General features: G+C 73.7%; 19 protein-coding genes. 15 read left to right on the top strand and 4 right to left on the bottom strand.

Annotated elements, in window-relative coordinates; all coding sequences use genetic code 11:
- Positions 1-207 precede the first annotated feature (207 nt).
- From ACQPXS_RS07405 to ACQPXS_RS07395, 3 genes are all read left to right on the top strand, one after another.
- Positions 208-2,748 carry a SpoIIE family protein phosphatase gene (locus tag ACQPXS_RS07405; RefSeq protein WP_433448134.1) on the top strand — a complete coding sequence of 847 codons (2,541 nt, stop codon included), beginning with the start codon at positions 208-210 and terminating at the stop codon, positions 2,746-2,748.
- Positions 2,735-3,838: a sugar ABC transporter substrate-binding protein gene (locus tag ACQPXS_RS07400; protein WP_433448131.1), complete on the top strand. Its 1,104-nt coding sequence runs from the start codon at positions 2,735-2,737 to the stop codon at positions 3,836-3,838. Before ACQPXS_RS07405 ends, ACQPXS_RS07400 begins: the two co-directional genes overlap by 14 nt.
- 634 nt (positions 3,839-4,472) lie before the next feature.
- Positions 4,473-5,681: an IS110 family transposase gene (locus tag ACQPXS_RS07395; RefSeq protein ID WP_433448129.1), complete on the top strand. Its 1,209-nt coding sequence runs from the start codon at positions 4,473-4,475 to the stop codon at positions 5,679-5,681.
- Positions 5,682-5,886: 205 nt separating this feature from the next.
- On the opposite strand, the gene ACQPXS_RS07390 is transcribed toward ACQPXS_RS07395, so the two are convergent.
- Positions 5,887-6,330: a hypothetical protein gene (locus tag ACQPXS_RS07390; protein WP_433448127.1), complete on the bottom strand. Its 444-nt coding sequence runs from the start codon at positions 6,328-6,330 to the stop codon at positions 5,887-5,889.
- Between the two features lie 179 nt (positions 6,331-6,509).
- On the opposite strand from ACQPXS_RS07390, the gene ACQPXS_RS07385 reads away from it, so the two are divergent.
- Together ACQPXS_RS07385 and ACQPXS_RS07380 are read left to right on the top strand one after the other, a co-directional pair.
- Positions 6,510-11,087: an HAD-IC family P-type ATPase gene (locus ACQPXS_RS07385; protein WP_433448125.1), complete on the top strand. Its 4,578-nt coding sequence runs from the start codon at positions 6,510-6,512 to the stop codon at positions 11,085-11,087.
- A 157-nt stretch (positions 11,088-11,244) separates the two neighbouring features.
- Positions 11,245-11,385, top strand: coding sequence for a hypothetical protein (locus tag ACQPXS_RS07380; RefSeq protein ID WP_433448123.1), 141 nt, complete (start codon positions 11,245-11,247; stop codon positions 11,383-11,385).
- Positions 11,386-11,495: 110 nt separating this feature from the next.
- Here ACQPXS_RS07380 and ACQPXS_RS07375 read toward each other — a convergent pair whose 3' ends face one another.
- The gene (locus ACQPXS_RS07375; protein WP_433448121.1) at positions 11,496-11,822 is read right to left on the bottom strand and encodes a hypothetical protein; all 327 of its coding nucleotides are present in this window, start codon (positions 11,820-11,822) and stop codon (positions 11,496-11,498) included.
- A 262-nt stretch (positions 11,823-12,084) separates the two neighbouring features.
- On the opposite strand from ACQPXS_RS07375, the gene ACQPXS_RS07370 reads away from it, so the two are divergent.
- Positions 12,085-12,429: a DUF3040 domain-containing protein gene (locus tag ACQPXS_RS07370; protein ID WP_433448118.1), complete on the top strand. Its 345-nt coding sequence runs from the start codon at positions 12,085-12,087 to the stop codon at positions 12,427-12,429.
- Between the two features lie 1,261 nt (positions 12,430-13,690).
- Here ACQPXS_RS07370 and ACQPXS_RS07365 read toward each other — a convergent pair.
- Together ACQPXS_RS07365 and ACQPXS_RS07360 are read right to left on the bottom strand one after the other, a co-directional pair.
- Complete coding sequence (locus ACQPXS_RS07365; protein WP_433448116.1) at positions 13,691-14,254, bottom strand: hemerythrin domain-containing protein; 564 nt, start codon at positions 14,252-14,254, stop codon at positions 13,691-13,693.
- A gap of 102 nt (positions 14,255-14,356) precedes the next feature.
- Positions 14,357-15,250 carry a polysaccharide pyruvyl transferase family protein gene (locus ACQPXS_RS07360; RefSeq protein ID WP_433448114.1) on the bottom strand — a complete coding sequence of 298 codons (894 nt, stop codon included), beginning with the start codon at positions 15,248-15,250 and terminating at the stop codon, positions 14,357-14,359.
- Between the two features lie 326 nt (positions 15,251-15,576).
- On the opposite strand from ACQPXS_RS07360, the gene ACQPXS_RS07355 reads away from it, so the two are divergent.
- The 9 genes from ACQPXS_RS07355 to ACQPXS_RS07315 are packed head-to-tail and all read left to right on the top strand — an operon-like array spanning position 15,577 to position 25,479.
- The gene (locus tag ACQPXS_RS07355; RefSeq protein WP_433448112.1) at positions 15,577-16,584 is read left to right on the top strand and encodes an NAD-dependent epimerase/dehydratase family protein; all 1,008 of its coding nucleotides are present in this window, start codon (positions 15,577-15,579) and stop codon (positions 16,582-16,584) included.
- A gap of 31 nt (positions 16,585-16,615) precedes the next feature.
- Positions 16,616-18,250 (top strand): carbamoyltransferase family protein, encoded by a 1,635-nt coding sequence (locus tag ACQPXS_RS07350; RefSeq protein ID WP_433448110.1) that lies wholly within the window; start codon positions 16,616-16,618, stop codon positions 18,248-18,250.
- Complete coding sequence (locus ACQPXS_RS07345) at positions 18,247-19,242, top strand: glycosyltransferase family 2 protein (RefSeq protein ID WP_433448108.1); 996 nt, start codon at positions 18,247-18,249, stop codon at positions 19,240-19,242. The genes ACQPXS_RS07350 and ACQPXS_RS07345 overlap by 4 nt, the downstream gene beginning before the upstream one ends.
- On the top strand, positions 19,239-20,168 hold the full coding sequence (locus ACQPXS_RS07340) for an HAD-IIIA family hydrolase (RefSeq protein ID WP_433448106.1): 930 nt from the start codon (positions 19,239-19,241) through the stop codon (positions 20,166-20,168). Before ACQPXS_RS07345 ends, ACQPXS_RS07340 begins: the two co-directional genes overlap by 4 nt.
- Positions 20,165-21,175 carry a glycosyltransferase family 9 protein gene (locus tag ACQPXS_RS07335; protein ID WP_433448103.1) on the top strand — a complete coding sequence of 337 codons (1,011 nt, stop codon included), beginning with the start codon at positions 20,165-20,167 and terminating at the stop codon, positions 21,173-21,175. Before ACQPXS_RS07340 ends, ACQPXS_RS07335 begins: the two co-directional genes overlap by 4 nt.
- The gene (locus ACQPXS_RS07330) at positions 21,172-22,134 is read left to right on the top strand and encodes a glycosyltransferase (protein WP_351809123.1); all 963 of its coding nucleotides are present in this window, start codon (positions 21,172-21,174) and stop codon (positions 22,132-22,134) included. Before ACQPXS_RS07335 ends, ACQPXS_RS07330 begins: the two co-directional genes overlap by 4 nt.
- The gene (locus ACQPXS_RS07325; RefSeq protein WP_433448101.1) at positions 22,131-23,363 is read left to right on the top strand and encodes a glycosyltransferase; all 1,233 of its coding nucleotides are present in this window, start codon (positions 22,131-22,133) and stop codon (positions 23,361-23,363) included. Before ACQPXS_RS07330 ends, ACQPXS_RS07325 begins: the two co-directional genes overlap by 4 nt.
- Complete coding sequence (locus ACQPXS_RS07320; RefSeq protein ID WP_433448098.1) at positions 23,360-24,061, top strand: D-sedoheptulose-7-phosphate isomerase; 702 nt, start codon at positions 23,360-23,362, stop codon at positions 24,059-24,061. The genes ACQPXS_RS07325 and ACQPXS_RS07320 overlap by 4 nt, the downstream gene beginning before the upstream one ends.
- Positions 24,058-25,479, top strand: coding sequence for a PfkB family carbohydrate kinase (locus ACQPXS_RS07315; RefSeq protein ID WP_433448096.1), 1,422 nt, complete (start codon positions 24,058-24,060; stop codon positions 25,477-25,479). The genes ACQPXS_RS07320 and ACQPXS_RS07315 overlap by 4 nt, the downstream gene beginning before the upstream one ends.
- Positions 25,480-25,554: the final 75 nt, after the last annotated feature.

The following is a 25,554-nucleotide window of genomic DNA, read 5'->3' as shown; positions in this document are numbered from 1 at the left end:
CTCGGCCCGCACCCGCCCGGACCAGGTGAAAGTGGCAGAACGACCACGTCGTCAGTGTGACACCGGCCATGGTGAACTGCGAACTCGGTGCCGCGTAGCCGCCGCGACGCCGATCTGTCCGGTTCGTGCCTCTGTGCGATTCTGGTAGGGGGAGTTCCCAGCGGCAGCCGGTCGGCACCCCGGCACGTACGGGAGGTAGATGCGGACATGCCTCACGACGGCAGTGCCCGGGCCGGACTCTCGCAGCCGGGGACAGCCGAGGTCGGCGTCGCGGAGACCGGCTCACCACCGGAGCCGGAGAGCCCTGCGAGCGTCCGCGCCCTGACGTTCGCCGGAGTCGAGTCGGCAGTGCTCTATGTGCCCGGCGCAGGTTCTGACGACCTTCGATCGGCGGACACGGCCGGATGCGCCCCTGCCGAGTACGGACTGCCGGAGCGCCTGGCCCTGTCCGGCGGCTCGCCTGCGGCTCACGCCTTCCGTGCCCCCCATCCCGTGTGGCTGACCCCCGCGGCACTCGCCTCCTACCCCGAGGGATGTCCGGCGCCGCTGCGAGCTCGGACATCGCTCGGTGCGTTGCCCCTCGGCGCCGAGGGCAGACGGCTCGGCTGCCTCGTCGTCGTCGGCGCCGGTGAGAACGGCTTCGATGCCGAGCAACAGCGCTTCCTGGAATGCTATGCCGACGCGGTCGCCGACGTACTGGAGGCCGGGGCCGGGGGAGGGGCGCCGCCGGCACCCTTGAGTTCCGCACTGCGCCGAATGCGCGTCGGCTCCTTCGTCCTGGTGCCGGAAACCGGCGTGATCGACGCGGACGAGACGCTGCGCGAACTGGTCGGCATCGGGCCGGACGACTTCGACGGCATGGCGGACTCCCTGCTCGCGCACGCACTGCCGGAGGACTTGCACGCGCTGATGTCGGTGCTGGAGCCGTCCACCCGTTCGTTCGGCCGACGGGGACTGGACTTCCGCGTCCGCTGCCCCGACGGTGAGATGCGCTGGCTGAGACTGTGGTGCCGCGTCGCGGCGGGTGCCGACGACCGGCCGGAGCGGGTGCTGGGCGTGGTGACGGCCACCTCGGTCCTGCAACGGGGCGCCGCCGACGTCTCCAGGATCCAGTGGCTGACCGCCGCACTCGACAAGGCCACCACCGTGCGCGACGTCAGCCAGGTGGTGGTCACCGCCCTGCGCGAATCCCTGAGCGCCGACCGGGTGGCGCTCGCCGAGCTGCAGCACGAACGGCTCCAGTTCACCCTGCTCGACCCGCCGCAGCCCGCTGCCTGGCCGCAGTCATGGCGTCCCCACTGGCGTTCGGAGTGGCCCGACGCACCCCTCGGTGCCCTGCCCACCCTGCAGCTGGCCCTGCGCGACGGACGCATGGACCTGTGGCAGACAGGCACCGCCTTCGAACCGGGACTCGACGGCATCGGCCCCGGAGGCCTTGCGGTCCTGCCGCTGCCCGCCAGGGGCCGGGTCGTCGGCGTGTGCCTGATCGGCTGGGACCGGCCGCACGAGTTCGTCCCCGAGCAACGTTCGCTGCTGACCGCCACCGCCTCACTGGCCGGCCAGGCCCTCACTCGCGCCCACGCCTACGACGCCGAACAGGAACTCGCGACGATGCTGCAGCGCAGCCTGCTGCCGCGACGTCTGCCCGAGCTTCCCGGCGGGATCGCCGTCGCCCGCTATCTTCCCGCCCGGCGGGGACTGCAGGTGGGCGGCGACTGGTACGACGTGATCGCCCTCTCCGAGGACCGGGTGGCGCTGGTCATCGGCGACGTGCAGGGCCACAGCGCCGCAGCCGCGACGATCATGGGCCAGATGCGTACCGCGGTCAGGGCGTACGCGGTGGAGGGTCATCCGCCCGACGTGGTCGTCTCGCACGCCAACCGCCTCCTTGTCGGTATGGAGACGGATCTCTTCGCCACCTGCTGCTACGCCGAACTGAACATGGACGAGGGCGACGTCCTGTTCGTCCGGGCCGGGCACCTCGCACCGCTGCTGCGCCATCCCGACGGCAGCACCGAGGAGGTCGAGGCCGAGGGCGGCCTTCCGCTGGGCATATCCATGGAGGCGGAATTCCCGATGACGGCCGTGGCACTGACGCCCGGCACGATGCTCGCCCTGGTCACCGACGGGCTGATCGAGGCCGCCGACCTGTCCGTGGACGAGGGCATGCGCCGCACACGCGCCACCCTCGCCACGGCCGACCCGTCCGACCCTGAGCGGGTGGCCGACGACCTGCTGGGCGCCTTCGGCCCTCGCGAGGACGACGTGGCGCTGTTGCTGCTGCGCTACGACGGGATGAAGATCCGGCCGATCCGGTCGGGCTGGGTGGTGTGGCGGTTGCCCGACGCCGTCATGCACGCCCGCCGGTTCACCGCGCGCACGCTGCGCCGCTGGAAGGTCGAAGAGGCCATCGACCCGGTGCTGCTGGTCGTGTCCGAACTCGTCACCAACGCCTTGGTGCACACCCAGGGCCCGATCCGTCTCGACCTGGTGCTCCGCGGGGACCGGGTGCGTGTCTGCGTGAGCGACTCCTCTCCGCGGGCGCCCGCCAAGCCTGTGATCGTGGACTGGGAGTCGACCGGCGGCCGGGGTCTGCTCCTGGTCGAGGCGATGTCGGAGTCCTTCGGCACGGTGCCGGTGGCCGGCGGCAAGCAGGTGTGCAGCGAGATAGCGGTACCGCGTCGTGAACCGGCTTCGGTGGGCGCAGAACCGGGCGCAGGGACGGGGACCGATCATGACGTACCGTAGGAACTGCGTAACGCTCCGTACTCGGAATGTCGTCGGCGTGGTTGTCGCGGGCCTGCTGACCGTGCCCTCGGCCGCCTGCACAGGAGACGGAACAGGCACCACGGACAGCTTCACCGTCGGCCTGCTGCTGCCGAGCCGGGTGGCGCAACGCTGGGAGGGTTCCGACAAGCCGCTGATCGAGCAACGGGTGAAACAGCTCTGCCCGCACTGCAACGTCACCTATGCCAATGCCGACAACGACTCAGCGGCCCAGCGGCAACAGATGATGGCCATGATCACCAAGGGTGTCAGGGTCCTCATCCTCGGCGCCACCGACAACAGGGCGCAGCGCTCTACCGTCCAGGAGGCGCACGACGCGGGCGTCCCTGTCGTCGCCTACGACAGGCTCGCCGACGGCCCGATCTCGGGCTACGTCAGCTTCGACGGCCTACAGGTGGGCATGCTGCAGGGCCGGGCTCTCCTCAAGGCCATGCACGCCCCGCCCAAGGACAGGACCATCGTCATGATGAACGGCGACCCGACCAGCTCCAACGCCGCGTCGTTCAAGCAGGGCGCACTGTCCGTTCTGCGGGGCAAGGTGAGGATCGGCCGTTCCTACGACACCATGGGCTGGAGCACGAACAACGCGCACGCCAACATGGCCGCCGCCATCTCGGCCCTGGGCTCGGGCCGGATCGACGGCGTCCTGGCCGCCAACGACGCCATCGCCACAGGCGTCATCTCCGCACTCAAGAGCGCCCGCATCAGGCGCCTTCCGCCGGTCACCGGCCAGGACGCCGACCTCGACGCCGTGCGGCGCATCATCAACGGCGAGCAGTCCATGACGGTGTACAAGTCCTTCCGCGCGGAAGCCGAAGCAGCCGCTGCCATGGCCGTCGCCCTGGGCCGCGGCGAGAAGCTCCGCAGCATCGCCACGACGACGACCGACAGCGCCACCACCCAGCACATCCCGTCCGTGCTCCTCACCCCGGTCGCCGTGACCACCGCCAACATCAAGCAGACCCTAATCAAGGACGGTGTGTACACCATCGCCCAGATCTGCACACCGCAACTGCGGGCCACTTGTGCGAAGGCAGGGCTGACTCCGTAGGCGGGCGGGGATTGGTGTGAGGGGGCTTTGGCCGGCTATTCGCGGCACGCCCGTCCCTGCGCCGATTCGGTGCGCATCCACGTGACGATGGGCGCCGGCGTGACACCGCCATCGATGTCCCTGACGGCGCCGGTGACCCGGTCGGTCCGGTCCCACAGGAGCAAGGCGACGGTGGCGGCGACGTCGTCGGGGGCGACTCCTGGAACTGGCGTGGTCGGAGCACCGCACGCCCAGCGGCTCGAAGATCACCTGTGGCGGCACCGGCATCGCTGAGTGCGTCACCAGGTCCGCCGGACGGGCGCTTCTCAGGCGCGGCGAAGTGGACACCGAGCGCGGTGAGCGCCGCCTTGGCCGAACTGATGGCGGGCGGCCCCCGTTATGTTCTTCGCGGTCCTGCAAGAGGGCCGCTGGCCTCCGGGCCCGGCATGACTGTTCCCCCCTGTCGAACGGATGACCTGGGGGGTGGTGTCACCGGGCCCGAGGGGTGCCGTTGGAGACGCTGATGAGAGGTCCGACTACCGCCTGGCCTGGCGCAATGCCCGGCCGCCCGTGGGCGGCAGGTCTGCATAACGTGGATGCGCGCGTACGGCGCCAACTCCCTGGCCAGCACCGCAGCGAAGCAGTTGGGAGCACGATGTTCGACATCGGCGACGTGGGCGTCTTCCTCGGCCTGGACGTCGGCAAGACCGCTCACCATGGCCACGGACTGACCCCGGCCGGCAAGAAGGTCTTCGACAAGCAGCTGCCCAACAGCGAGCCGAAGCTGCGGGCCGTCTTCGACAAGCTGGCCGCGAAGTTCGGCACCGTGCTCGTCATCGTCGACCAGCCCGCCTCTATCGGCGCCCTCCCGCTCACCGTCGCACGGGACACCGGCTGCCAGGTCGCCTACCTGCCCGGACTCGCCATGCGCCGGATCGCCGATCTCTACCCGGGCGAGGCGAAGACCGACGCCAAGGATGCCGCGGTCATCGCCGACGCCGCTCGCACGATGCCGCACACGCTGCGCTCGCTGGAGCTCACCGACGAGATCACCGCCGAACTGACCGTGCTGGTCGGCTTCGACCAGGACCTCGCGGCCGAGGCCACCCGCACCTCCAACCGGATACGCGGCCTGCTCACTCAGTTCCACCCCTCGCTGGAACGCGTCCTCGGCCCCCGCCTGGACCACCCCGCCGTCACCTGGCTGCTCGAACGCTACGGCTCCCCGGCCGCGCTGCGGAAAGCCGGCCGCCGCAAACTCGTCGAGGTGATCAGACCCAAGGCCCCACGCATGGCCACCCGGCTGATCGACGAGATCTTCGACGCGCCCGACGAACAAACCGTCGTCGTTCCCGGCACCGGCACCCTCGACGTCGTCATCCCGTCCCTGGCCCGCTCCCTGGCCGCCGTCCACGAACAGCGCCGAGCTCTGGAAGCCCAGATCAAAGCCCTGCTGGAGGAGCACCCTCTTTCCAAGGTCCTGACCTCGATGCCGGGGGTCGCGGTCAGGACCGCCGCAGTTCTGCTGGTCACCGTCGGCGACGGCACCAGCTTCCCCAACGCCGCCCACCTTGCCTCCTACGCCGGACTCGCCCCGACAACGAAGTCCTCGGGGACCTCGATCCACGGCGAACACGCACCACGAGGCGGAAACCGGCAGCTCAAACGAGCCATGTTCCTCTCGGCCTTCGCTGCCCTGCACGATCCCGCGTCCCGCACCTACTACGACAAATGCCGGGCCCGGGGAAAGATTCACACCCAAGCCCTCCTTCGCCTCGCCCGCCACCGCATCAGCGTGCTCTTCGCCATGCTCCGCGACGGCACCTTCTACGAACCACGAGACCCCGAGCTGGCCGCCGCATGACCAGCTCAGCTTGACGAAGGACATAGAGGCACCCCCCGGGGGGCGGATTCCTCCTCGTCTCGCGGCCGTCCCGCCGATGGGGAACTCGCGCACACCGGACGGCGAACTCAATTGGGCCGAACGGCAACCGCCACCCAGCTTGGACAAGTCACGGGACCGGCGATGACGGCCGGTTGTCGCAGGTGCACTCCGAGATGTCCGAGGTTCACGCCTTGGCGTCGGTGCCCCTCGGAGTCGACGTGAGCGGCTTGGCGGGGCCATGCGGTGTGCCGGGCCGTGTGAGCAGGCCGCTGGACCGGAGGACGGCGTAGCCGATGCCGACACCCGCCGCAACCGGCCATTCGAGGGCGCCCACGACCGCCAGGACGCCGAGGCCGGCGTACAGGGGCAGGCCGTCTTTGGCGGGCAGCAGGCGGCGGGCTGTGGTCACGGGGACCGTCGCAGCGGTCATCACCCTGGTGGCCGCCTCGCCGAGCGCCGGCAGGGTGATGGTGATCGTGTGTCCGCCGGACGCCGCGGCGGAGGTCTTCGGTGGTTTCGTGGTCGGCCCGGCGACGGACCGCTGCGTCGTGTTGGTCCTGGAGGCAGGGCGCGACGGGTCGGTGGCCCGTGTGCTCGGGCGTTTCGCAGCGGTCTTCGGGGTGGTCACGGTTCACATCCGTTCGTGGGTCCGGGACTTCGCCCCCCGTCGCGGCACACGCTACCGGCGGGCGCATGGCCCTGCGAGCCGGAAGCCGTTCGGATCAACATGGCGGGCGGGTGTGTCCGGGACGGGTGAGGATTTTCGCAGGGGGCGAGGGATCGGCCTGCTCCGGAGGTGGGACGCGGATGTCGCTGCTGTCAGAGGTGCGTCTGCCGCTGCCGCTGTCGGGGCCGATCACCAGGGGGCTCGGGGGCCAGGTGACCACAGGTGTACGCGCGGCCGCCGGTGTGGCCGCCATGCTGCTCGGGCTGGACCGGCGGGACGTGTGGTCCCGTTCGGGGCGTCGCCACATCGAGGTGCGGGGGGTACGGGGCCCGCGCGGGACGTGGGTGGGGCGGAGCGTGGAGCGTGCACTCGAGGCGCATCCCGGTGTGCTGTGGGCGCGAGTGAATGCCGCGGCGCATCGGGTCGTCGTGGAGCTTGCCTCGCCGCCACCGCCGCAGCGGGAGCTCATCGAGATCGTCGCCCGTGCGGAGGCGGATGCGGTCGCCGGCACCGCCGAGGCGGAGGCGTTCGACGAATGGTGTCCCCAACCGCACCATCCGTGTGAGGGGCCGCGCCGGCGCTCGGCGCTTCCGGTCCTGGCGGCGGACATCGCGGGGCTGCTGCTCACGGCGGCCGCGCGCCTGTCGCCGTGGACGCCGCTGCCGGCGGAGGTCGGGGCGCTGGCCAGTGCCGCCCTGTGCCATCCGGGGGTGCGCAGACTGGCGACGTCGGCGACATCGGCGCTCGCCGGGCATGAGCGCACCGAGTCCGTTCTGCCGGTACTGAACGCGATGATCCAGGGCGTGGCCACGCGCGGCGAAGGGCTGGTCCTCGACGTCGTGCAGCGCGTGGCGCAGTGGCGGGAGGCGAACGCGGCACTCGAGGCGTGGTCCCTGGCGGAGCCGCGGCTGGTACCGGGGCCGGAGCACGCGCAGGCCGAGCCGATCGTGGTGGAACGGCCGCAGGAGTACCAGGACATGACGCTGCGTTATGCCAGACGGGCCATGGGGGCCGGCGCGGCCGCAGGCGCCCTGACCACGCCGTACGCAGGGCCGCGGCGTGCGCTCGCGGTGGCCCTGTCCAGCGTGCCGAAGGCGCCGCACGCCGGACGGGAAGGTTTCGCCACGAGCCTGGGCCGGTTCCTCGCCCTGCGTGGCGTGGTGGTCATGGACCGCGGCGCGCTGCGCCGTCTGGGACAGGTGGACACCGTGGTCCTGGACGCGGACGTGCTGCGCAGCCGCCGCTACGAACTGACCGAACTGGTGCTGCTCGACGGCGCCGCACCCGAGCAGGTCTCCGACCGGCTGTTCGCCCTGTTCGACCCGGCCGCGCCGGCGCAGGTCCACCGCGACGGCGAGGGCTGGGTGCTCGGCCCGCTGGAGAACCTGGATCCGACCGCCAGCACCGGGCGCCGGGCCGCGGACCGGCTCCGGCCCGGGAGCGGTGAACGGGTACTGGGCCTGGCTCACCGGCGCCGCCTGGTCGCCGTGGTGGGGGTGGGGATGCAGACGCTTCCGGGCGCGCAGGCTCTGGCGGCGGCGGCCCGCCGCTCGGGTCTGCGCGTGGTCCTCGCCGGCGACCGGCCCTGTCCTGAGCTCGGATTCGTCGACGCGATGGTGCCTGCGGGGGGCCACCTGGTGGCGTCGATGCGCGCGTTGCAGGCGGACGGCGCCGTGGTGCTGCTGGTATCGGGGAACCGCCATGCCCTGGGAGCGTCCGACTGCGGCATCGGGGTCCACCGGGAGGGGGAGCCGCCGGCCTGGGGCGCACACCTGCTCGTCGGCACCGACCTGGACTCGGTCGCGCTGATCCTGGCCGGAGTCGGCGTGGCCCGCCGGGTCGACCGCGAGAGTGCGCTGCTGGCCGCGAGCGGCAGCGGCATCGGCGCGGTCGCGGCGATGCGGGCACCGGCAGCCCAGGCGTGCTCGCGCGGGCAGGCGGCGTGCAACACCGCCGGGGGAATCGCCTTCGGCCTGGGGGCCTGGCGCGCCCGGCAGCTGTGCTCCCGCCCCCTCACTCCCTCCGTCGAGACGGTGCCCTGGCATCTGATGCCGTCCGCGCGGGTCCTGGACCGACTGGGGTCGAGCAGCGACGGGTTGCCGGAGGAGGCGGCGGCACGGGCCAAGGGTCCGTGGCGAGACAGCGCGCCGCAGATCACCCTGCCGTCGGCGTTCATCGAAGAGCTGGCCAACCCGCTGACACCGGTGCTCGCCGGCGGGGCGGCTCTGGCGGCCGCCGTGGGATCGAGCGCGGACGCCGTGTTGGTCGCCTTGATCACCGCGGCTTCGGCGCTGGTCGGCGGAGTACAGCGGGTGAGGACCGAGCGCGCTCTCGCCGAGTTGACCGCCCGCTCCGCGGTCGGGGCACGGGTGCGACGCGGGGGATGCGTACGGCTGGTCACCGCCGAGGAACTGGTGCCGGGGGACGTCGTCCTGCTCGGACCCGAAGACGTGGTGCCCGCCGACTGCCGCGTGCTGGAGGCCGACGGACTGGAGGTCGACGAGTCGTCGCTGACCGGCGAGTCCCTGCCCGTGCCCAAGGACCCGGCTCCGGTGGTCGCCTCGCAGCTCACCGACCGCAGCTCGATGCTCTACGAGGGCACCACCGTGTCGGCCGGGAAGGCGGTCGCGGTGGTCGTGGCCACCGGGGCGGCCACCGAGGTCGGGCGCACCATGGCCAGTGCGCGGGAGGCGGCACCCGTGACCGGGGTCGAGGCACGGTTGTCGTCGTTGACCAGGGCCAGTCTGCCCGTGGCGACGGCCTCCGCGGCGGCGGTGGTCGGGGCCGGGCTGCTGCACCGGCGCCCACTGGCGGAGAGCCTGACCTCTGCGGTCAACCTGGCCGTCGCGTCGGTTCCCGAGGGGCTGCCCTTCCTGGTCAACGCGGCACAGCTGGCCTCCGCGCGCCGCTTGGCCGAGTACGGCGCGCTGGTGCGCAACCCGCGCACCATCGAGGCGCTGGGCCGGGCTGACGTGCTGTGCTTCGACAAGACCGGCACCCTCACCGAAGGCCATCTCCGGCTCGTCGCCGTCGGCGACGGCGAGCGGACCCTCCCTCTCGACCGGCTCGGCCCGCGCCAAAGGGCGGTCCTGGCCGCCGCGCTCCGTGCCACCCCCGCCGCCCGGCAGTCAGAACCCCTGGCCCACCAGACCGACCGGGCGGTGGACGAGGGGGCCCGCCGGGCCCGGGTGTCGGTCGGGCGCGGCGCGCCTCGCTGGCGGCGCACCGGCACCCTGCCCTTCGATCCGTCCCGCGCCTACCATGCGACGGCGGGCCGCACCGCCGGCTCGACCCTGCTCAGCATCAAGGGCGCACCCGAGACGGTGCTGGCCCGCTGCCGGCGCAGACGACTGGACGGGGCGGAAACCGTGCTGGACGACGCGGGGCACAATGCGCTCACTCTGGCGACCGAGGAGCTCGCCGCCGCCGGCCGCCGCGTCCTCGCCGTCGCCGAACGAACCCTGCGTCCGGGCGAGGAGCTTGCCGACGACGCGGTGCAGGACCTGGTCTTCGTCGGTTTCCTCGTGCTGGCCGACCCGGTGCGCCCCGGGGCGGCGCCGGCCACCGCCCGGCTGCGCGCGGCCGGGGTGCGCACACTCCTGCTCACCGGGGACCATGCCGCCACCGCCGAGGCCATCGCCGTCTCGGTGACCGGTGAGCCGGAGCAGACCGTGTGCACCGGGCCGGAGTTGGACGAGCTCGACGACGACGCGCTGGACGCGCTGCTGCCGACGGTGAGTGTGGTCGCCCGGTGCACTCCGCGCCACAAGGTCCGTATCGTCGAGGCGTTCCAGCGGCTGGGCCGGGTCGTGGCGATGACCGGCGACGGCGCCAACGACGCCCCCGCCATCCGCCTCGCCGACGTCGGCATCGCCCTGGGGCGGCGTGGCACTCCCGCGGCGACGGCCGCCGCCGATCTGGTCATCGGTGACGACCGACTGGAGACGATCGTCACGGCCCTGACCGAGGGCCGGGCGATGTGGACCTCGGTCAGGACCGCGCTGGCCATTCTGATCGGCGGGAACCTCGGTGAGGTCACCTTCAGCGTCCTCGCCTCCGCGCTGGCCGGCGGTTCACCGCTGAGCGCCCGCCAGATCATGTTGGTCAACCTCCTCACCGACCTCGCCCCCGCGCTCTCCATCGCCGTACGCACTCCGGCCGAGAGCACCGGGGAACAGCTGCTCCAGGAGGGCCCCCACCGGTCGCTGGGCACCGCGCTCACCGAGGAGACGCTGCAGCGCGGGCTCACCACGGCTCTCGGCGCGGGGCTGGCCTGGACGGCCGCCCGCTTCACCGGCTCCCGACGCCGTGCCGCCACCGCGGCGCTGGCCGCCGTGGTCGGTACCCAGCTCGCTCAGACACTGACCAGCGGTGGCGCGGACCGCCAGGTGCTCGCCGCCACGATCGGGTCGGCCGCCGTCCTCGTCGGCATCATTCAGACACCGGGCGTCAGCCGGTTCTTCGGCTCCACACCCCTGGGCCCCGTCGGCTGGGGCATCGTCGTGGCGGCCATCACCACCGCCACCCTCCTCCACCCCGCTCTGAAGCCGCTCTCGTGTCGCCTGGCCGACATGGGCCGGCTCCCCTCCCCGGCCGATGCGGCGGCCGGGGCCGATGAGCCGGCGCCGCTGCCGTCAGCCGCAGCGGCACTCGCCGCCGTCCCGCTCGCTTGGCTGAGCGGCGCGCTGTCCCGCCTCGCTCCTGGGCGTGGCATTTAGTCGAGCCGCGCCAGGAGAGCGGCCGTTTTCACGGCGCCGCACCATCTGTTCACCTGAGATCTATCGAAAGTACGCCTGCTGAGCACCCGGGGCGCAGGAAAAGGCTGCATTGTCTGGTTTCGGACATCCGCAATCCGAGAACAGAAAGTCAACCAACATGGCCGAGATACTGGCAGCCGTGGCAACGAAGATTCTCGCTGCGCTCGTCGAGGCGATCGTCCTGCGCCTCGTGTGGCAGCTGTGGTCCGCTTACTCGCCTTATCTGCGAAAGGCTTCCGCACCGGTCGCCGCCGTGTAACGCCCCGGCGCCCGGCAGCGCTCACGCCGCCGTGCGCCACTGGTTCCCGTCCGGAGAGCCTCCCCGCCGATCGACCGGCCCGGGCCCCGGATCGCCCCACGTCCGGACGCCTATGTCTGGGTGCCTGCTGCCTGCTTCTCCTCCTTCTCCTTCCGCCCACTGCGTACCAGCCAGGTGGCTCCGCCGACGGCGATGGCGACGGGCCAGTCCAGTGCCCCCGCCACGGCCAGTGCTCCGAGGCCGCCGTAGAACGCGAGATCCTTGACCGACGGCACACCGGGCATGCGCGCCGTCGCCGCCCGGGCCGTGTTCGTCACCTCTTCCTTGGTGAGGTACGGAATCGGCACCGGAGGATGCAGCGTGCGCATGCGCAGATGCAGGCCCGCGCCGTCGCCCTCATGGGTTTGCTGTTGCGGTGTCTCCGCTGTCTTGGCCATTCCCCCCTCCTCCCTTCATCGGAGTCGGTGTGGTGTGCCTCTTCAATTCTCGCGCGGTTCGGGCGGGGTGCGGCGATGGAAGGCGTTGCCGTGGAAACGAGGGGTCGGGTCCTGAAACGTGCACGTTGAGTGAGCGCATGACCCGGTCCGGTGTGTGGCCCGCGGCTGCGGCATGCCCTCCGTACGAATCGTCCCCGGCCGGCCGGGGAACCCGGGCGCCCGGAGACGGAAACCGCCGATGGGCGGAGGAGGTGCCGTTGCCGTGGACGACTGGGAGACGTGGGAGATGCACGACGAGGTACGCCTGTCGCCGCGCGAACGGATCGCGCTGCTGCAGATCGAGAGCTCCCTCAGGCAGGACCGCAGGTTCGCGCGCCGCATGGGCGACCCCCATCGAGAGGTGTGGCTGCCGGTCGCGGTGCTGCTGCTGGGCATCGCCTCGGCGTTCGTGGCGGTCATGGGGGTCCGCACTTCGGACCCCGCACTGCTGTGCTGCTTCGCGTTGCTCTGGCCCCTGACCCTCTTCCAGGCGTTCCGCCTCCTGTGCCGCGCGGTCCGCCACCGTTCCCGCTGCCGCTCCGGGGAAAATGTGCGGTCATGGCTCTGAGGGGCCGGGGACGGGGGGGACGTGCGGTGATGTGGGGGCGTCGCAGGGTGATCGGAAGAACAGTTCTCCGATCCCTTCGTGGCCCGGCCGGCCTGCGGCTCTGAAGTATGGCTGGCGGCTGGCGGTGAGCTGGTAACCGGAGCGGGGTTCGGCCGACGAGCCGTCGGCGCGTTGGTGATCCGGTGCTACGGCGTGCCTCGGCGCGAGGCGATCCCGTTCACGGATCCCGCACCAAAAACGCCGTGGACACGATCCCGATGCCGTCGTGCAGACCCCCGGCGCCCGACACCGTCACGGCCAAGCGGATGCGGCGGAGTCCGGCCCTGCGCGTCGGGACGCTCCACGCACGACCAGCCGGCACGGCACCCGCGTTGTGGCGCTGGGAGACAGGGGAAGCGGGCGTCCGATCCCTGCTGTCGGGGCGCCGGTCCGATCAGCCAGTGCCGGCGTTTGGCTGTGGGGGGCGGGAAGCGGGCGTCCGGGCGCTGCGTGTCGCGGCGTCCTCAGTCCGATCAGTCGGCGCTGGCGCTTGGGCGTGGGAAGCGGGCGTCCGGGCCGTGCGCGTCGGGCGTCCTCGGCCCGATCAGCCAGTGCCGGCGTTTGGCTGTGGGGGGCGGGAAGCGGGCGTCCGGGCGCTGCGTGTCGCGGCGTCCTCAGTCCGATCAGTCGGCGCTGGCGCTTGGGCGTGGGGAGCGGGCGTCCGGGCCGTGCGCGTCGGGCGTCCTCGGCCCGATCAGCCAGTGCCGGCGTTTGGCTGTGGGGGGCGGGGAGCGGGCGTCCGGGCCCTGCGTGTCGCGGCGTCCTCAGTCCGATCAGTCGGCGCTGGCGCTTGGGCGTGGGGAGCGGGCGTCCGGGCCGTGCGCGTCGGGCGTCCTCGGCCCGATCAGCCAGTGCTGGCGTTGAGTGTGGGGGGCGGGGAGCGGGCGTCCGGGCCGTGCGCGTCGGGCGTCCTCGGCCCCATCAGCCAGTGCCGGCGTGTGGCTGTGGGGGCGGGGGGAGCGGGCGGCCGATCCCTGCGCGTCGGGGCGCCCCCGGTGCGACCAATCAGCGCCGGTGTTCGGTTCCGGAGGCGCGGGGAGCGTCCGGTCCCTGCGCGCGCCAAAGCCCCGGCGCCTCGGCCCTTGGGCGCGGCGCCGGGGCCGGCGGATCGGGCCGGACGACCGGCCAGGCACCCTGGCTCAGGCGCCGGGTCAGCCGACCACGCTCCCCGGGCTCTGGGCGCAGCGGAACCGATCCAGCCGCCCCCCGCCCCGCCCTACCCTCAGCTCTCCTTGCCCCGCCCCGACAGCGCGTCGCGCATCCTGTCGACCAGGCCCGCTCCCGGAGCCAGCAGCTTGTTGGCCGGGGGAGTGTCCGGTGCCGAGGGGTGCGGACGGGTCGGAGCCATCTTCTTCGCGCGGCGCACCTTGTCGCCGAGGTCCATCAGCGCGTCCGCCGGGCAGACGGCCTCCATCTTCGGGAAGAGGTTCTGCTCCTCGTCCATCACATGGGACCGGATCTCGCTCATCAGCTGTGCCATGAGCGTGTCGAACCGGGCGTCGTCCGCCTGCAGGCCCTCCAAGTCCTTCATGATGCGCTCGGCCTTCGCGTGGTCCTCGATCTCCTTGTCGGCGATGGCGTCCCCGCCCGTGATGTGCTTGCGCACCGCCGGGTACAGATAGGACTCCTCCGCGACCGAGTGCCGTACCAGCTCGATCGTCGCCTGGTCGGCGAGATCCTTGCGGTCCTTGGAACCGGGCGGCAGCGCCTCGATACGGCCGAAGATCTCCTCCACCTCACGGTGATCGGTCGTCAACTCCTGGATGACGTTTCCGCCGTGACCCATGTCGTCACCTCCTGCGAGACATCGCGGCGGCCCATGAGCGGCCTGCCGTCGCCGCGTCGAGTGCCCCGCGCACGCCGCGCTACACGGCGCATCCGCGCGGGATCAGCGCACCGAGTGCCGGGCCGCGGCCAGCCGGCCCGCGCCCGACAGCGCCCACCGCCACCAGTGGTCCAGCACTTCCTCGCTCAGCGCCCCCGCGTCCACCAGCGCCGGCCAGCCCACCGCCCGTGCCTGGGCGCCGACCTTGGCGCCGCCCGCGACCGGATCGACGGCGATCACCGGCGTGCCGGTGCGCAGCGCCAGCACCAGGCCGTGCAGCCGGGTGGTGACGACGAGGTCGCAGCGGGAGACCAGCGCCAGGAACTGCTCGGCCGTGGTGCACAGCCGCCAGTCGTCCGCGGCCAGGCGGGTGTCGGCCGACAGGCGCGCGCAGTCCTTGCCGGCCAGCCAGCCGGTGAGCCGCGCGTTGACCTCCTCGTGCCGGCGGCGGGCGCCGTACTCGCCCTGTCCGCGGGAGAGCACCACCCCGGCCACGGGCGGCAGCGGGCCCGCCGCGGCCGTGGCCGCGAGGTCGCGCCGGGCCGGGGCCGCGGTGCCGTCCCGGGCGATGATCTCGTGGAAACCGGTGGCCGCGGGGTCCGCCGGATCGACGACCGAGACGCCGGCGGCGAGTCGCCGACAGGCCCTGAACCTGGCATGCAGCGCGGTGACTTGGGGTCCGTGCACCGGCCCGCACACGAAGAGCACCGTGTCGTACGCCTCCGGCCGGGCCGTCTCCAGCGACAGCTCGCCGGGACGGAAGCCCGGGCTCCACGCGGTGTCGTGCCGGATGCCCGCCCGGGTCAGCTCGGCCGACGCGTGCCGCTGGGCGAGCACGTCCCCGGCCGTCGCCTCCCCGTCCCGGAAACTGAACCAACCGGTCAGCAGCAGGCGTCCGGGAGACCGGCCGGGCTGCCGCAGAGCACACAGCAGTGCCGCGGTGACCTCGTCGTGCATGGCCGTCTCCAGCTCTTTCCGGGCGTCGCCGCCGGGCGGCTCCACCTGCTCTGACGTCGTTGAAGTCGCGCGAGTACCCGGCCTTCCGGACAATAAGAATGCAACGTGTGAAACCAACTGGCAGGGGAACACAGTGCCAGTGCCGTCCAGCAAGCGGCGGCCGAACAGGGCGGTCCTCCGGACCAGTGGGACCGAGCCCTGTCCTCATTTCCCCACACATTCCTCAGCGGGGCCGACGTGTTCGGGCCCGGCGACGCGGTACGCGCCGAACGCCCCAGGCAGGAGCGTTCCCGGGGCGCGACGACGTGGACGAAGGAACAGCCCCCATGACTGGTGACACACCGTTTTCCTGGCGGCGCGCCCTTGTGACCGGAGGCGCCGGCTTTCTCGGCTCCCATCTGTGCGAAAGGCTGCTGGATTCGGGGGTCGAAGTCGACTGTGCCGACAATCTCGCGTGCGGGCGGCGTGCGAACGTCGCCGCTTTCGCGGACCGGCCCGGTTTCCGGTTCGTCCGGCTCGACGTTTCCGCGCCCGACTGCGTGGACCTGCTGCCGGGGCCGTACGACCTCGTACTGCACTTCGCCTGCCCCGCCTCGCCGGCCGACTATCTGCGCCTGCCCCTGGAGACCCTGGACGTCGGCAGTCTCGGCACCCGCAACGCGCTCGCGATCGCCGAACGCGACGGGGCGCGTCTTCTGCTGGCGTCGACCTCCGAGGTGTACGGCGATCCGCAGGTGCATCCGCAGCACGAGGGCTACTGGGGCAATGTGAACCCGGTCGGGCCGCGCAGCGTGTACGACGAGTCCAAGCGGTTCGCCGAGGCACTCGTCACCGCGCACGCCGGCACCAGGAGCACCGACGCCGGGATCGTGCGGCTGTTCAACACCTACGGGCCGCGGATGCGGGCCCACGACGGGCGCGCGGTGCCCACCTTCATCTGCCAGGCCCTCGCCGGCGAGCCCGTCACCGTGACCGGCGACGGCAGCCAGACCCGCTCGCTGTGCTACGTGGACGACACCGTCGACGGCGTGCTGCGGGTGGCCGCGAGCAGGTCCGTGCGACCGGTGAACATCGGCGGCAGCGACGAGATCACCGTCGCCGACCTGGCCCGCCGGGTCGTCGCCCTCACCGGCTCCCGGTCCCGGATCGCGTTCATCGACCGGCCCGTCGACGACCCCGGCCGGCGCCGCCCCGACACCACCCTCGCCCGCGAACTGCTCGGCTGGTCGCCCCAGATCCCCTGGGAGGAGGGGCTGAAGCAGACCATCGCCTACTTCGCCGCGCAGCCCCCGCAACCGCCACGGCGCGAGGAGGACCCGGCCCCGCAGTCCTGACCCCCGACCGCCCGCGTTCTGGAGACAGCGCATGCACGTCCTCGGTATCAACGCACTCTTCCACGACCCCGCGGCCGCCCTGCTCACCGACGGCAGGATCGTGGCCGCGGCGGAGGAGGAGCGGTTCACGCGCCGCAAACACGGCAAGCGGCCCGTTCCCTTCTCCGCGTGGGAGCTGCCGGAGCTGTCCGCGCGCTGGTGCCTGGAACAGGCCGGCCTCGCGCCGTCCGACCTGGACGCCGTCGCCTACTCCTACGATCCCTCGCTCGCCCGCCCCGCCGAGCGGATGGGCCTCGACGACCCCTGGGACCACCTGCGCCAGCAATACGCCCGCCAGGCCCCCGACTTCCTCGCCGAGGCCCTGCCGGGGCTCGATCCGGCCAAGGTGCGGTTCGTCCCCCACCACGTGGCGCACGCCGCCTCCGCCGGGCCGGTCTCGCCCTACCCGGACTGCGCCGTCCTCGTCCTCGACGGCCGCGGCGAGTGCGGCTCCCACCTGGCCGGCCGCTACACCAACCGCGAGCTGACCGTCCTCGGCACCCAGCAACTGCCGGACTCCCTGGGCCTATTCTACGAGGACCTCACCCAGCACCTCGGATTCCTGCGCAGCAGCGACGAGTTCAAGGTGATGGCGCTCGCCTCCTACGGCACCCCGCGCTTCGCCGACCGCCTGCGGGAGTACGTCCACGCCGACGAGCGGGGCGGTTTCCGCGCCCGGCCGGTCCCCTGGGCCGATCTCGTCCCGGCCCGCCCGGCCGGCGGAGCCTGGAGCCGGGACCACGCCGACCTCGCGGCCAGCGCCCAGCTCTGCCTGGAGGAGGCCATGCTCGCCCTGGCCCGGTGGCTGCGCGAGCGCACCGGCGAGGACGCGCTGACCATGGCCGGCGGTGTCGCGCTGAACTGCGTCGCCAACACCCGGCTGTGGCGGGAGAGCGGCTTCCGGCACGTGTGGGTGCAGCCCGCCGCCGGAGACGCCGGTACCGCTCTCGGCGCCGCCGCGCATGTGGCCGGCCAGAAGGACACCCTGGAGCCGATGCGGACCGCGGCGCTCGGCCGCGGCTGGAGCGACACCGAACTGCGGCAGTGGCTGGAGCGGGCGGCCGTACCGTACGAGGAGCCCGCCGACATCGCCGAGACGGCCGCCGAGGCGCTGGCCGCCGACGGGATCGTGGCCTGGTTCCAGGGCCGCAGCGAGTACGGGCCCCGCGCGCTCGGCCACCGCTCGCTGCTGGCCCACCCCGGCAACGCCGCGAACCTGGAGCGGCTCAACGCGGTCAAGGGACGCGAGGAGTTCCGGCCGGTCGCGCCGATGGTGCTCGCGGAACGCGCGGCCGGGATCTTCGACGGACCGCTGCCCAGCCCGCACATGCTCTTCGTGCACGAGGTGGCCGCCGACTGGAAGGCCCGCATCCCGGCCGTGGTCCACGTCGACGGCACCGCCCGCATCCAGACCGTCGACCGCGCCCAGGAGCCCCTGGTCGCGCGGATGATCGACGGGTTCGAGCGGCGCACCGGACTGCCGGTGGTCGTCAACACCAGCCTGAACACCGCCGGTCGGCCCATGGTCGACGACCCGAGGGACGCCTTGGAGTGCTTCGGGTCCGCACCCGTGGACCTGCTGGTGCTCGGCCCGTTCGCGATACGCCGCGGGAAGGCGTTCGCATGACCGGCGCGCCCGCCTACACCGTCGTCGTCCCGACGATCGGCCGCCCCTGCCTCGCCGAGTGCCTGCGCGCGCTCGCCGGAGCCGAAGGGCACCCACCGCACGAGGTGATCGTCGTGGACGACCGGCCCGAGTGCGACGGCGACCTGCCGCTGGCGGCGGCCGGGCCCCTGCTGGACCGAATACGGACCCTGCGCACCGGCGGCAAGGGCCCGGCCGCCGCCCGCAACGCCGGCTGGCGCAGCGTCGCGACCCCCTGGACGGTCTTCCTCGACGACGACGTCCAGGTGCTCCCGGACTGGTCCCGGCTGCTCGCCCAGGACCTGCACGAGGCGGGAGAGGACGTCGGCGGCATCCAGGGACAGCTGCGTGTCCCCCTGCCCCTGGACCGCCGGCCCACCGACTGGGAACGAGGCACCAAGGGCCTGGAGAACGCGGCCTGGGCCACCGCCGACATGGCCTACCGCACCGAGGCGCTCGCCCGGACAGGCGGCTTCGACGAACGCTTCCCGCGCGCCTTCCGCGAGGACGCAGACCTCGCCCTGCGGGTGCAGCGGGCCGGCTGGACGCTGCGGCGGGGCCGCCGGACGACCTGTCACCCGGTCCGCCCGGCCCACTGGTGGGCCTCGCTGCCCGCGCAGCGCGGCAACGCCGACGACGTGCTGATGAACCGCCTGCACGGCCGCGACTGGTGGGACCGCGCCCAGGCCCCCCGGGGCCGGCTGCCCCGCCACCTGGCCGTGACCGGTGCCGCCCTCGCCGCGGCGGCCTGTGCGTCGACCGGTCGCCGGCGTGCCGCGGCCGTCTGCGCGGCCCTGTGGACGCTCGGTACCGCCGAGTTCGCCCTCGCCCGGATCCTGCCCGGCCCCCGTACCGCCCGCGAGATCGCCGGGATGCTCGGCACCAGCGTGCTCATCCCGCCCCTCGCCGTCCGGCACTGGCTGCGCGGAGTCGTCCGCCACCGGCACGCCGAACCCCTGGGGGGTGCCGGGTGATCCCCTTCAGCGCCGTCCTGTTCGACCGCGACGGCACCCTCGTGGAGGACGTGCCCTACAACGGCGACCCCGACCGCGTCCGGCTCCTGCCCGGCGCCGAGGCGGCCGTCGCGCTCGCACGTTCCCACGGCCTGGCCACCGGCGTGATCAGCAACCAGTCCGGCATCGGACGCGGACTGCTCACCGCCGACGACGTACACCGGGTCAACGAGCGCGCCGACGCCCTGCTGGGCGGCCTGGACACCTGGGTGTTCTGCCCGCACGCCCCTGACGCCGGCTGCGCCTGCCGCAAGCCCCGCCCCGGTCTGATCCTCACCGCCGCCGCGCGCCTCGGCGTCCCGCCCGCCGCGTGCCTGGTGATCGGCGACATCGCGGCGGACGTGCTGGCGGCCCGCGCGGCGGGCGCCCACGGCATCCTCGTACCGAACGAGGCCACGGCCCCGGCGGAGGCGGCACGTTTCGCCCACCGGACCGCCCCCGACCCGCTCACCGCGGTCCGCAGGGCGCTCGGGGGGACGGGGAGGCGGATCCCGCCGGGGGGCGCGACCAACCCTGATCAAAACTGCTCGTCCCCACTGGACATGCCGGGCCCGGCCGGGATGCGGCCGTCCTGGCAGGAGGCGGTCCGTGATCGGGCGTGGTCGCCTGCGCCGGACGCGGGGGACGCGGCCGAGGTGCGGCCGTCCTGGCGGGAGGCGGTCGGTGATCGGGCGTGGTCGCCTGCGCCGGACGCGGGGGATCCGGCCGGGATGCGGCCGTCCCGCCAGGACCCGGCGGCGCCGGGCCGGGCGTGGCCGTCCCGGCTGGACGCGGTGGTCCGGGGTCGGGCGTGGTCCTCCGAGGGGGACCTGGCGGACCGGTGGCCGGCGTGGGTGGCGCAAGGGCACCTCGCGGGGCCGAGGCCCGGAAGGAGGCGGTCGACGTGAAGGCCCTCGTCGTCCGGCTCGACAGCTTCGGTGACGTGCTGCTCGCCGGTCCGGCCGTGCGTGCCGTCGCCGCCCACAGCACGCACGTCACCATGCTGTGCGGTCCGCGCGGTGCCGACGCCGCGCACTTGCTGCCCGGTGTCGACGAGGTACTGGTCTGGGAGGCGCCCTGGGAGGGATTCGACCCGCCCGAGGTGAGCGTGCCGGACATCGACGCCCTGCTCGGCCGGCTGCGCGCCGGGGCCTTCGACACCGCGCTCGTCCTCACCTCCTTCCACCAGAGCCCCCTGCCCACCGCACTGCTGCTGCGGCTGGCCGGCATCGGCCGGATCGGCGCCGACAGCGTCGACCACCCCGGGCGGCTGCTGGACGTACGGCACCGGCGGCTGCCGGGCCGCCACGAGGTGGAGGCGGCCCTCGACACCGCCGCCGCCATGGGCTTCCGGCCGCCCCCCGGGGACGAGGGCCGGCTGCGCGTCCTGCCGCCCCCGGACACCAGCGGCCTGACCGGCAACGGCCCGTACGTCGTGCTGCACCCCGGAGCCAGCGCCCCCGCCCGCGCCTGGGATCCACGGCGCTGCGCGGACGCGGTGGCCCTGCTCGCCGACGCCGGGCACCGCGTGGTCGTCACCGGCGGCCCGCACGAGCGGGTGCTCACCCGGTGCGTCAGTGGGGACGCGGGCGTCGATCTCGGCGGGCGGACGAGCCCGCGCACCCTCGCCGGGGTCCTCCGCATGGCCGACGTCGTCATCAGCGCCAACACCGGGCCCGCCCATCTCGCCGCCGCCGTCGGCACGCCGGTCGTGTCCCTCTTCGCGCCCGTGGTCCCGGCCGAGCGCTGGGCCCCGTACGGCGTCCCGACCATCCTGCTCGGCGACCAGTCGGCGCCGTGCGCGAACACCCGGGCGCTGACCTGCCCCGTGCCCGGACACCCCTGTCTGGACGAGGTCACCGGCCAGGACGTGGTGCGCGCGGTGCACAAGCTCATCCAGGAGCGGCACACATGAACATCCTCGTCTGGCACGTGCACGGATCGTGGCTCACCGCCTTCGTGCAGGGCCCGCACACCTACCTCGTCCCGGTCACCGACGACCGCGGACCCGACGGGCTGGGCCGGGCCGTGACCTGGGACTGGCCGCAGACCGTCCAGGAGCGGACCCCGAAGCAGCTGTGGGACTGCGACATCGACCTGATGGTGCTGCAACGGCCGCACGAACTCGACCTCGCCCTGCGCTGGACCGGCCGCCGTCCCGGCGTGGACGTGCCCGCCGTGTACGTCGAGCACAACAGCCCCGACGAGTCCCCCGAGCGTCAACTCCACCCGCTGGCCGGGCAGTCGGCGATCCCGATCGTGCACGTCACCCACTTCAACCGGCTGATGTGGGACAGCGGCCAGGCCCCCACCGAGGTCGTGGAACACGGCATCGTCGACCCCGGCCACCGCTGGACCGGCACCGAACGCCGCGCGGCCGTCGTGGTCAACGAGCCCCTGCGCCGGGGCCGTACGACCGGCACCGACCTGCTGCCCCGGTTCGCCCGGTCCGCGCCGCTGGACGTCTTCGGCATGCGCACCGAAGGACTCGCCGAACACCTGGGCCTGCAGCCCGAACGCTGCCGCACCCGCGACCTGCCCCAGCACGAACTGCACCGCGAGATGGCCCGTTGCCGGCTCTATCTGCACCCGGTGCGCTGGACCTCGCTCGGGCTGTCGCTGCTGGAGGCGATGTTCCTGGGCATGCCGGTGGTCGCCCTCGACACCACCGAGGTGCGCGAGGCGGTACCCGACGGCGCCGGGGTGGTCTCGAACCGCCTCGACGTACTGGAGGACGCCGTCCGGGCCTTCCTCGCCGAACCCGAACTCGCCCGCCGCACCGGCGCGGCCGCCCGGGCCGCGGCACACGCCCGCTACGGAGAACGGCGCTTCCTGGACGACTGGGAGCGCCTGATCAAGGAGGTCACCCGATGAGCCGCATTACGCACACGGCCGGACGCATCGCCATGGTCTCCGAGCACGCCAGCCCGCTGGCCGCGCTCGGCGGACCGGACGCCGGCGGCCAGAACGTGTACGTGGCCCAGGTCGCCCGGCAGCTCGCCAGAAAGGGATACCGGGTCACGGTGTACACCCGGCGGGACTCGGCGGGCCTGCCGGACCGGGTGACCCTCATCGACGGCATACAGGTGGTGCACGTGCCCGCCGGGCCGCCCGTACCCGTCCCCAAGGACGAACTGCTGCCCCACATGGTCGAGTTCGGGACCTTCCTGGCACGCCAGTGGTCGCTGAGCCCACCGGACGTGGTGCACTCCCACTTCTGGATGTCGGGCCTGGCCGCCCTGTCCGGCGCCCGGGGGCTCGGCATCCCGGTCGTGCAGACGTACCACGCGCTGGGCACGGTGAAGAAGCGCTACCAGGGAGCCGCCGACACCAGCCCACCGCAGCGCCTCGCCATCGAGGAGGCCGTCGGCCACGAGTGCGCCCGCATCATCGCCACCTGCAGCGACGAGGTGGCCGAACTGAAGGCCATGGGCCTGAACGAGGACCGGATCAGTGTCGTGCCCTGCGGGGTCGACCCCGACCAGTTCGCGCCCGCCGCCCGCACCCGCCCGGCCGGCGCGCGCAGGCGGCTGCTGTCCGTCGGCCGGCTGGTCCCCCGCAAGGGCTTCGACCGCGCCATCCGCGCCCTGGCCGACATCCCCGACGCCGAACTGATCGTCGCCGGCGGCCCCGAGGCCGATCTGCTCGGCACCGATCCCGAGGCCCGGCGCCTCTACGCCGTCGCCGGCGAGTACGGCGTCGCCGACCGCGTCACCCTGCTCGGCGGGGTCGGCCGGGCCCGCATGCCCCGGCTGATGGCCGGCGCCGACCTCGTCCTGTCCCTGCCCCGCTACGAGCCGTTCGGCATCGTCCCGCTGGAGGCCATGGCCTGCGCCACGCCGGTCGTCGCCACCGCGGTCGGCGGCCAGCTCGACACGGTCGTGGACGGCACCACCGGCGTCCTGGTCCCGGCCGACGACGACCACGACCTCGGTGCGGTCGTGCGCGGGCTCCTTGCCGACCCCGACCGGCTCGCCCGGTACGGAGCCGCGGGCCGGCAGCGGGTGCTGAGCCACTACACCTGGGACCGGGTGGCGGACGGAGTGGCGGGGGTGTACGGCGCCGTCGCCTCGGCCCCCTGGCTCTCGGGGGTGATGCGATGAAGCCCGCCGGCGACGCCACGCACTGCGACGACCTCGCCAAGGCCCTGGACGCCTTCCGCGACCACGGCTCCCTCATCGAACGGTGGGGCACCGAACTCGCCCGCCGCCTGGGCGCCGGGGCCCGGCTGCTCGTCGCGGGCAACGGCGGCAGCGCCGCCCAGGCACAGCACCTGACGGCCGAACTCGTCGGCCGCTACCGCGACGACCGGCCGCCGTTCTCCGCGGTCGCCCTGCACGCCGACACCTCCTCCACGACCGCGATCGCCAACGACTACGGCGTCCAGGAGATCTTCGCCCGGCAGACCGTCGCCCACGGCCGCCCCGGAGACGTGCTCATGCTGCTGTCCACCAGCGGCGCGAGCGCCAACCTGCTGACCGCCGCCGAGCGCGCCCGCCACCTGGGCATGACGGTGTGGGCGCTGACCGGCCGGGCGCCCAACCCGCTTCAGCTCGGTGCCGACGACGCGCTGTGCGTGGACGCGCCGGTGGCCGCCACCGTGCAGGAACTCCACCTGGTGGCCGTGCACATGCTGTGCGAGGCCTTCGACCAGGCCGTCGAACGCGGGGACGCCGACCGGGCCGGCTGCGAGGCGGTGGACGGCAGGCCGGGCGTCGTCGGCCGGCTCGTCGGCCGGGCCCGAACCGTCGGCCGGTCCACGCCCGGCGGGCCCGTCGTCCACCGGAAGGGACGCGCATGACGAGCACGCGCACACCGCTGGTCGTCGTGGGCGACGCACTGCTCGACCACGACCTGTGCGGCCGGGCCGAGCGCCTGGCCCCGGACGCCCCCGTGCCGGTGGTGCACGGCACCCGGCGCAGCTCCCGCCCCGGCGGCGCGGCCCTGGCCGCCTGCCTCGCCGCCGCCGACGGCCGCCCGGTCACGCTGGTCACCGCGCTCGGCGACGACACCGCCAGCGACACCCTGCGGGGCCTGCTGGCCGGCCGCGTGGACCTGGTGGAGGTGCCGCTGGAGGGTGCCCTGAGCAGCAAGACCCGGGTCATGGCCGGCGACCGGCCGCTGCTCCGCCTGGACGACGGCGACGGACGCGCCCGCGCGGCGACGGGGGCCGCCGAGGACGCCGTCACCGGTGCCGCCGGCCTCCTGGTCGCCGATTACGGCCGGGGCACGGCCGACGTCCTGCGCGACGCCCTCGGCCGGACGACGGCCCCCCTGGTCTGGGACCCCCACGTACGCGGCCTGCCCCCGGTCCCGGGCGTCCGCCTGGTCACGCCCTCCGCGCAGGAGGCCCGCGCCTTCGCCCGGCATCTGGACGCCGGCGGTTCCGGCGACGAGGCCGGCCTGCGCACCGCCGCCCGGGACGCCCGCACCCTCGTGCGGGCCTGGCAGGCGCAGGCCGTCGCCGTGACCCTCGGCGAGCGCGGCGCACTGCTCTCCCACGGCGAGACCCCGCTGCTGGTACCGACCCCGGCCGCCGTGGCGGGCGACGCCTGCGGCGCCGGGGACCGGTTCGCCGCGGCGGCGGCCGGCGAACTCGCCGACGGCGCGCTCACCGAGGCCGCCGTACAGGCCGCCGTGCACGCCGCGACCCGCTACGTCGCCGAGGGCGGCGCCCGTGCGGTCGCCACCGAGGAGCGGCCGGACCCGCCCGAACCCGCCCCGGCGGACGGCGACATCACCGGCGACGCCGTGCGCCTGGCCGCCCGGGTCCGGACCGCGGGCGGCACCGTCGTCGCCGCGGGCGGCTGCTTCGACCTGCTGCACGCCGGCCACGTCGCCCTCCTCCAGGCCGCCCGCCGGGCCGGCGACTGCCTGATCGTCTGCGTGAACTCCGACGACTCCGTGCGCCGCCACAAGGGCGCCGGCCGCCCCCTGGTGCCGGCGGCCGACCGGGTCCGGGTGCTGCGCGCCCTGGAGTGCGTCGACGCGGTCGCCGTGTTCGACGAGGACACGCCCGAACGCATCCTCGGCGAACTCCGCCCGCACATCTGGGCCAAGGGCGGCGACTACGCCCGCACCGAACTGCCCGAACAGCCCCTGGTGGAGAGCTGGGGCGGCCAGGTCCTGCTGCTCCCCTACCTCGACGGCCGCTCCACCACGGGCCTGGCCCGCCGCGCCGCCCTGGCCCCCGCCCCCACCGCAGGACGCCCCCGGTGACCCCCGCCGCCCACCCGGCCCGGCACCCGCCCGGCACGCTTTCCCCGGCCACGACGTGGTACCCGCCCACCGTCC

This window comes from Streptomyces sp. CA-142005 (assembly GCF_050942335.1).
Taxonomy (GTDB): Bacteria; Actinomycetota; Actinomycetes; order Streptomycetales; family Streptomycetaceae; genus Streptomyces.
The sequence above is the reverse complement of the archived record's forward strand: the minus strand, read 5'-3'. Positions and strand labels throughout refer to the sequence as shown.